Consider the following 6966-nt stretch of genomic DNA (forward strand, 5'->3'; position numbering starts at 1 on the left):
ACCCACGTTCCGCGCCGCCGCCCGGCCGACCCGGTGGTCAGTTGACCAGGATGCCCACCTCGCCGCACACCGGCGCGATGTCGTCGGTGCACAGGTCCTTCGCCTTGATCGCGTTCTCCGACGTGACGAGCCGGCGCACGTCGTCGCGGGTGATCAGGTCGGCGCCCAGCAGCACCGACTTGACGTCCCGGCCCGACGCGACGTCGTGGGTGTTGCCGGTGGCCAGGTCGTCCGCGCCGCTGACGTCACCCTTGGCCAGGGCGGCGGCGAGGCGCGCGGCGGCTTCGGCTTGGTCGCGGATCGGCTTGAACACGGTCATGCACTGGTCGCCGCGCAGGATCGCGCGCAGGCCGTCGAGGGTGGCGTCCTGGCCGGTGACCGGAACCCGTCCACCGGCCAGGCCCCTGGACCGGAGCACGTCGATCGCCGCGCCCGCCAAGCCGTCGTTGGCGGCGACCACGCCGTCGACCCGGCCGCCGTGCGCGTCGAGGATGCGGGTGAACGCCGCCTTCGCCTCCTCGACGGCCCACCCGGCGACCGCGTGGCTCTCCACCAACGTCAACGTGCCGTCGTCGTACAGCGGACCGAGCCGGCGGCGCTGGCCGTCCCGGAACAGGGTCGCGTTGTTGTCCGTCGGTGAGCCCTGGAGCTCGATGATCCGGGCGCCCGGGACGTCACCGAGGCAGTCGAGCAGACCTTCGGCCTGCAGCTCGCCGACGTCGATGTTGTCGAACGTGACGAGGTAGTCGGCGTGGCCGCCCAGGCTCAGCCGGTCGTAGTTGACGACCGGGATGCCGGCGGCCTCGGCCTTCGCCTCGACGGCGGCACCGCCCTCCGGGCTCAGGGGAGTGGTCATCAGTACGTCCACCCGTCGGTCGATCATGTCGTCGGCGATGCGCGCGAACGTGGCCTCGTCGTTGTCGGCGTCCTGGATCAGCGGCTCCACCCCGGCGAAGCGCAGGGCCTGGGCCAGCTTGGGGCTGTCCTGCTCGGTCCAGCGGGAGGACGGCTCGTCGTCGGGCAGGATGACGCCGACGACGGGCCTGGGCGCGGCGGTGGTGCGGACGTCCCCTCCCGGGTGGTCACCGCACGCTGCGGCGACCAGCACGACGAACAGTCCGGAGAGCGCTCTCCGAATGAGCATGAAAGCTCCCTGATGTGGCGGCGAAAGCGGAATGGACGAAATCCCATTCCTTGCGCCCGTCTCACGTCAAGGAGAAACACGTGCGGCGAGTGGAGGGTGACGTTACGGGGTCCCGGGATGTGCGGTCGTCTCGTGACCGGCGTGAATTGCCGTGGCAGACCGGGAATCCCGGTTCGCGGTGGGCGGTGTGGCGGAGCCTAGGGCGCTTTCCCGTTGTTCCCACCGCGTGACCAGATCCGGGTCTCGGTGGCCACGGCCAAGCGGTGGGCCGACCGCTACCGCGACCGGGGGATGCCGCACCGCTTCGAACCGCCCGCTGAGTCGTTTGCCCCTACCGACGCCGGGTAATCGATCCGCAACCGAGGTGTTCTTGCGAGGCGACGGGAGTCGACATGTCCAGGCCTGGCACAGCGACGGCACGCACACCGGTCCAAACGGCGGCCACGGTCGTGGGGGCGGTGTTCCTCGTGGTCGGGATCGCCGGGTTCATCCCCGGGTTGACCACCGACTACGACTCGATCCAGTTCGCCGGTCACGAGTCACAGGCCAAGCTGTTCGGCGTGTTCGTCGTGTCCATCCTGCACAACGTCGTGCACTTGGCGTTCGGCTTCCTGGGCCTGCTGATGGCGAAGACGGCGCGCAACGCGTTCCTGTACCTCGTCGCGGGCGGTGTGGTGTACCTGGTGCTGTGGCTCTACGGGCTCGTCATCGACCACGACAGCTCGGCGAACTTCGTGCCGGTGAACACCGCCGACAACTGGCTGCACCTGCTGCTGGGCGTCGGCATGGTCGCGCTCGGCTTCGCGCTGGGCCGTTCCGCGCCGCGCGACGACGGGCCGCGGACGAGGTGACCTGAGGACCGTGGACCTCGGTCCTGACGACACGCCGACCGGCGGCCTGCGGCGGTACCTGCGGGCGGTCGCGGTGGAGCTGGGGTTGGCGGGCCGGTGCTGGCGAACGGACCCCGGCCCACCGGCCACGGCGTACTTGGCGGTGGACGGCAACCTGCCCACCATCCCCGACCGCGACCTCGCCCTGCTGTGGGACGAGGAATACGGCTGGGCCGCCGCCGTGCGAACGGTACCGACCGACCCACCGGTAGTGCTGACGTACCGCGGCGGCGACGTCCTGCCACCACCTCCCTCGGTGGCTGATTACGTCGCCGCCCTCCGCCGCGGCGACCACCCGGGCGACCCACGCCCGATCCGCCTGCGCACCTACGGCACTCCGGACGACCTGACCGACCGCCTACGCGCCTACGCGCGATAACCACCCACCCACTCACACCCCGCCTGCCCGGACATCGCCCGCCCCGGGAGACCGTCCGCCCAGGAGACCGCCCGCCCGGATGCCGCCCGGACGCCACGTCCGAGCCGGCCCTGCCACGGGACGGCATTGCAGCAGGAATTGCATGGTTGCCTGATGTTCTGCACGGGTCCCTGGTTTTCCGCCAGTGTGCATCGCGGCGGGATCCTGGCGATGGCGGTCGGCGGGCGGCGGGATCGGCGCCGGTATCCGGCGTGCAGTGGGATTTGCAAGATTGCGTTTGAGGGGCGCGGTCGAGGTTGGGGTGGGTCAGGCTTCGTGGGCTGATGCGTCCACGGTTTCCGCGAGACCGGTGGCCTGGCGGTAGACGCGGATGGTCTCGGTGGCGATGCGGACCGTGCTGTACCTGGCCTCGACGCGGTCGGCGGCGGCGATGCCGTAGGCGTCACGGCGGGCGTCGTCGGCCAGCAAGGGGCGCAGTGCGCGAGTCAGCGCCCGCGGGTCCGACGGCGGCACGAGGAGACCCGTGACGCCGTCCACCACCGTGTCGATCGACCCGCCCACGGTCGCCGCCACGACCGGCACCCCGCACGCCATCGCCTCCAGCGGCGTGACGGCGGCGCCGTCCGACGCCGCGCAGACCACCACGTCCGCCGACCGGAGCAGCGCGGGCATCGCCACCTGCGGTACGCGGCCGACCAGGCGCACCCGGTCGCCGACGCCGGACACCCGCGAATGCTCGCGCAGCCGCCGCACGTCCTCCGCCCGACCACCCACGACCACCAGCTCGGTGTCCCACACCGCCCGCAACGCCGTGATCACGTCCTCGGCACCCACCGCCGACGACACCAAACGGTGCGCCATCGGGCGGTTGAGGCGTGGACCGTCCGGCTTGAACCGGTCGACGTCCACCCCCGGCGGCACGACCGCGATCCGCGTCCGCGGCGCACCCAGCCGCACGAGCTGCGCCTTCTCGTCCGTGCACTGCGCCACCACCCGGCTCGCCTGACGCGCGATCAGCCGTTCGGTCGACAGCCGCGCCTCCGGCACACCCTCGTCACCCGCCTGCTGCGCCACCACGCCCAACGAGTGGAACGTCTGCACCACCGGCACGTCCAACCCGTTGGCCGCCAGCACCGACGCCACACCGGACGTCCAGTAGTGCGCGTGCACGACGTCCGGCGGGTCGGCCCGCCACTGCGAACGCAGGAACCGGGTGAACTCGTCCAGGTGAGGTAGCAGCTCGTCCGGGTGAATCGGGCTCGGTGGCCCGGCCGGCACGTGCACCACGTCGTAACCGTGCCGAGTGCGCACCACCTCCGGCGACCGCGGGGAGTCACGCCGGGTGTGCACGACGACATCGTGCCCGGCGCCGACCAGGGCCGCCGCCAGGTCGGCGACGTGGACGTCCTGCCCGCCCTCCTCGGCGTCGCCGAGCACGGGCAACGGGCTGGCGTGCGCCGAGACGACTGCGATCTTCATGGGTTCCTCCAGCCGGCGAAGCGGCTCGCGGCAGACCAGGCTGTCGTCTCAACCCGGATTCGCACGCTACAAGCAACCCGGGGTGCGTGCCACTCAGCGCGACCACCGCCCGGGTGGTTGGCGGCGTGCCTGCCGGGTATGGCACAGGACGACCGACCGACCACCGAGGAGGGACCATGGCCACCGGGGAGACCGGCTTCGACGACGTCAGCTACGACCTGATCTCCGTGCAGTACCACGCGCTCAAGGCGGGTCACGACTACGGCCAGTACGTCCGCGACGCGGAGAACGCGGGCAAGCGGGAGATCGCCGACTTCTTCCGCCGCGTGATGGAGGAGGACTCGGCGCGGGCCAAGCAGTGCCACGAGTTCCTCAAGGAACTGGCCGCGAGCGGTGACGCGGGGCCGGCCGTGACCTGAGCCCGCGGAAGGTAGGTTCCGCACCATGCGGGTAGTCGTGCTGTCCGACACCCACGCGCCCCGGCGGTGGAAGTCGTGTCCCCCGGAAGTGGCGGAACACCTGCGCCACGCGGACGTCATCCTGCACGCGGGTGACGTCTGCGTGGCGTCCGTGCTGGACGAGCTGGCGCAGTACGCGCCGGTGACCGCGGTGTGCGGGAACAACGACGGGCCGGACGTGGTCGCGTGGGGCGCGCCGGAGACCGTCGAACTCGACCTCGCGGGACTGCGCGTCGCGATGATCCACGACAGCGGCCAGGCCACCGGGCGCACCGCGCGCATGCGCCGCCGGTTCCCCGAGGCGGACCTGGTGGTGTTCGGCCACTCCCACATCCCGATGGACGTCACCGGCGACGGCGTCCGGGTGTTCAACCCGGGCTCGCCCACGGACCGCCGCCGCCAGCCGCACGGCACCATCGGCCTGCTGGACGTCGAGGACGGCGAACTGCGGTCCGCCCGGATCGTGCCGGTGACCTGACCCGCCGCGCCCGGCCCGCCGCGCCCGGCCCGCCGCGCCCGGCCCGCCGCGCCCGGCCTGCCGGGCCTGATCCGCCGTGTCTGGCCTGCTGTGTCTGGCCCGCCGTGCCGGTCCCGGTGTGCCCGACCCGGTGTGCGCGGCCTGGTGTGTCCGGCGCGGTGTGCGTGGCCCGGTGTGCCCGACCCGCCAAGCCGGTCCCGCCAAGCCGGTCCCGCCAAGCCGGTCCCGCCGTGCACGGGTGCCGTTGGGCAGGTGCGGTCGGTTGATCAGGTTCCGGTCGGGGTGCGGGCGATGAGCATGCCGCCGGGCACTTCCTCGTCCGGGCCGATCAGGACCTGCGCCTCGACGGTGAAGCCCGCGTCGCGCAGCCAGCCCGCCACCCGCTCCACCGGCCGCCGGTGGACGTGCAGCGACATCGGGTGCCCGCCGTACCCCTCGGTCTTGAGCCGGACCCGGTCACCGACGTGGAAGCCCAGCATGACCACACCGCCCGGCCGCAGCACGCGGTGGAAGTGCGCCAACACCGTCGGCACCTCGGCGTCCGGGACGTGGATCACGGAGTAGAACGCCAGCACGCCGCCGACCGAGCCGTCCGCCAGGTCGAGGTCGGTCATGGAGCCGACGTCGAACCGCACCCCGGGGTGGTCGCGGTGGGCGATCTCGACCATCCGGGGTGAGAGGTCGATGCCGAACGCGTCCAGCCCCAGCCCGCGCAGGTGGGCCGTGATCAGCCCGGGTCCGCACCCGACGTCGGCCACCGGCCCGCCCACCTCCCGCGCCGCCTCGGCGAACAGGGCCAGCACACCGCGCAACAGCGCCGTCTTCGCCAACGCCTCACGCGTGATGTCGGAGTAGCTCTCGGCCACCGTGTCGTAGGACACCTTCGTGTCGGTCAACCAGTCCTGTGCGCTCACCGGTGGGACGGTAGCGGCCGGCTATCCTGCGCGTGGCTTCGACCGGATGGGTGGTGACGTGGTGGGCGACGCGCGCGCAGTCGGCTTGGCGACCATCGCCCGCGAGTGGGGGCGGATCGGTTGCGTCGGGTTCGGTGGGCCGCCCGCGCACATCGCGTTGCTGCGCGAGCTGTGCGTGACGCGGCGCGGGTGGCTGTCGGACCGGGAGTTCGAGGACGGCATCGCGGTCACCAACCTGCTGCCCGGTCCCGCTTCGACGCAGCTGGCGATCCTGTGCGCGTGGCGGTTGCGCGGCGCGGTGGGCGCGGTGGTCGGCGGGGTGTGCTTCATCGTGCCGGGGTTGCTGCTGATCCTCGCGCTGGCCGTGCTGTTCCTGGCCGACAACGCGCCCGCGTGGGTGACCGGGGCGGCGGCCGGTGCGGGAGCGGCGGTGCCCGCGGTGGCGGCGCACGCGGCGTGGGGCCTGGTGCCCGGCAGCTACCGGCGCGTCGGCACGGCGTGGGCGGCCCGCGTGCGATGGGCGTCGTACCTGGTGGTCGGCGGGGTCGCGGCGGCGGTGACCGGGCCGTGGCTGGTGCTGGTGCTCGTCGCCGCCGGTCTGGTGGAGGTCGCGGTGCGGGCGCCGTCCGGCCGCACGGCGCACTGGCCCGTCGTCCTGGCCCTGCCCGCGGTCGGGGGAGGGCTCGGCGCGGTGGCGTGGGTGGCGACCAAGGTCGGCGCGCTGTCCTACGGCGGTGGGTTCGTCATCATCCCGTTGATGCGGCAGGACGCCGTGCAGACGTACGGGTGGATGACCGACGCCCAGTTCCTCAACGCGGTGGCGCTCGGCCAGATCACCCCGGGACCGGTCGTGCAGACGGTCGCGGTCGTCGGCTACGCCGCCGCGGGCCTCGGTGGCGGGCTGCTGGCCGCGTTCGTCGCGTTCGCGCCGTCGTTCGTGATGGTCATCGCGGGCGGTCCGAGGCTGCAACGCCTGCGGGACAACGCCAAGGCGCAGGCGTTCCTCACCGGCGCGGGCGCGGCGGCGATCGGCGCGATCGCGGGCACCACGGTCCCGCTGGCCTGGTCGCTGCACGAGCCGTGGCAGTTCGTGCTGCTCGGCCTCGCCGCGTTGTGGCTGCTGGTCCTGCGCCGGGGCGTGGTCAGCGCGCTGGTCGGTGCCGGGGTCGTCGGCGCGTTGATCCCGCTGTTCTGAGCGGCTGTGCCGAGCGGCCCACGAGACCC

General features: G+C 72.8%; 8 protein-coding genes. 5 read left to right on the top strand and 3 right to left on the bottom strand.

Annotated elements, in window-relative coordinates; all coding sequences use genetic code 11:
• Positions 1–37: 37 nt before the first annotated feature.
• Positions 38–1144, bottom strand: a complete 1107-nt coding sequence (locus A6A25_RS24815; RefSeq protein WP_073893757.1) for a sugar ABC transporter substrate-binding protein — start codon at positions 1142–1144, stop codon at positions 38–40.
• 392 nt (positions 1145–1536) lie between these two features.
• On the opposite strand from A6A25_RS24815, the gene A6A25_RS24820 reads away from it, so the two are divergent.
• On the top strand, positions 1537–1995 hold the full coding sequence (locus A6A25_RS24820; protein WP_073893759.1) for a DUF4383 domain-containing protein: 459 nt from the start codon (positions 1537–1539) through the stop codon (positions 1993–1995).
• Between the two features lie 10 nt (positions 1996–2005).
• Positions 2006–2413, top strand: coding sequence for a DUF6292 family protein (locus A6A25_RS24825; RefSeq protein WP_073893762.1), 408 nt, complete (start codon positions 2006–2008; stop codon positions 2411–2413).
• Positions 2414–2719: 306 nt separating this feature from the next.
• Here the strand turns inward: A6A25_RS24825 and A6A25_RS24830 are convergent, their stop codons facing one another.
• The gene (locus A6A25_RS24830; protein WP_073893764.1) at positions 2720–3892 is read right to left on the bottom strand and encodes a glycosyltransferase; all 1173 of its coding nucleotides are present in this window, start codon (positions 3890–3892) and stop codon (positions 2720–2722) included.
• A 176-nt stretch (positions 3893–4068) separates the two neighbouring features.
• On the opposite strand from A6A25_RS24830, the gene A6A25_RS24835 reads away from it, so the two are divergent.
• The gene (locus A6A25_RS24835) at positions 4069–4311 is read left to right on the top strand and encodes an acyl carrier protein (RefSeq protein ID WP_073893766.1); all 243 of its coding nucleotides are present in this window, start codon (positions 4069–4071) and stop codon (positions 4309–4311) included.
• Between the two features lie 25 nt (positions 4312–4336).
• Positions 4337–4828: a metallophosphoesterase family protein gene (locus A6A25_RS24840; protein ID WP_073893769.1), complete on the top strand. Its 492-nt coding sequence runs from the start codon at positions 4337–4339 to the stop codon at positions 4826–4828.
• A gap of 266 nt (positions 4829–5094) precedes the next feature.
• Here A6A25_RS24840 and A6A25_RS24845 read toward each other — a convergent pair whose 3' ends face one another.
• The gene (locus tag A6A25_RS24845; protein WP_073893771.1) at positions 5095–5742 is read right to left on the bottom strand and encodes a class I SAM-dependent methyltransferase; all 648 of its coding nucleotides are present in this window, start codon (positions 5740–5742) and stop codon (positions 5095–5097) included.
• Between the two features lie 46 nt (positions 5743–5788).
• Between A6A25_RS24845 and chrA the strand changes: the two genes are divergently transcribed.
• Positions 5789–6937 carry a chromate efflux transporter gene (chrA, locus tag A6A25_RS24850; protein ID WP_073893773.1) on the top strand — a complete coding sequence of 383 codons (1149 nt, stop codon included), beginning with the start codon at positions 5789–5791 and terminating at the stop codon, positions 6935–6937.
• Positions 6938–6966 lie beyond the last annotated feature (29 nt).

The organism is Saccharothrix sp. CB00851 (genome assembly GCF_001905065.1).
Classification (GTDB): Bacteria; Actinomycetota; Actinomycetes; order Mycobacteriales; family Pseudonocardiaceae; genus Actinosynnema.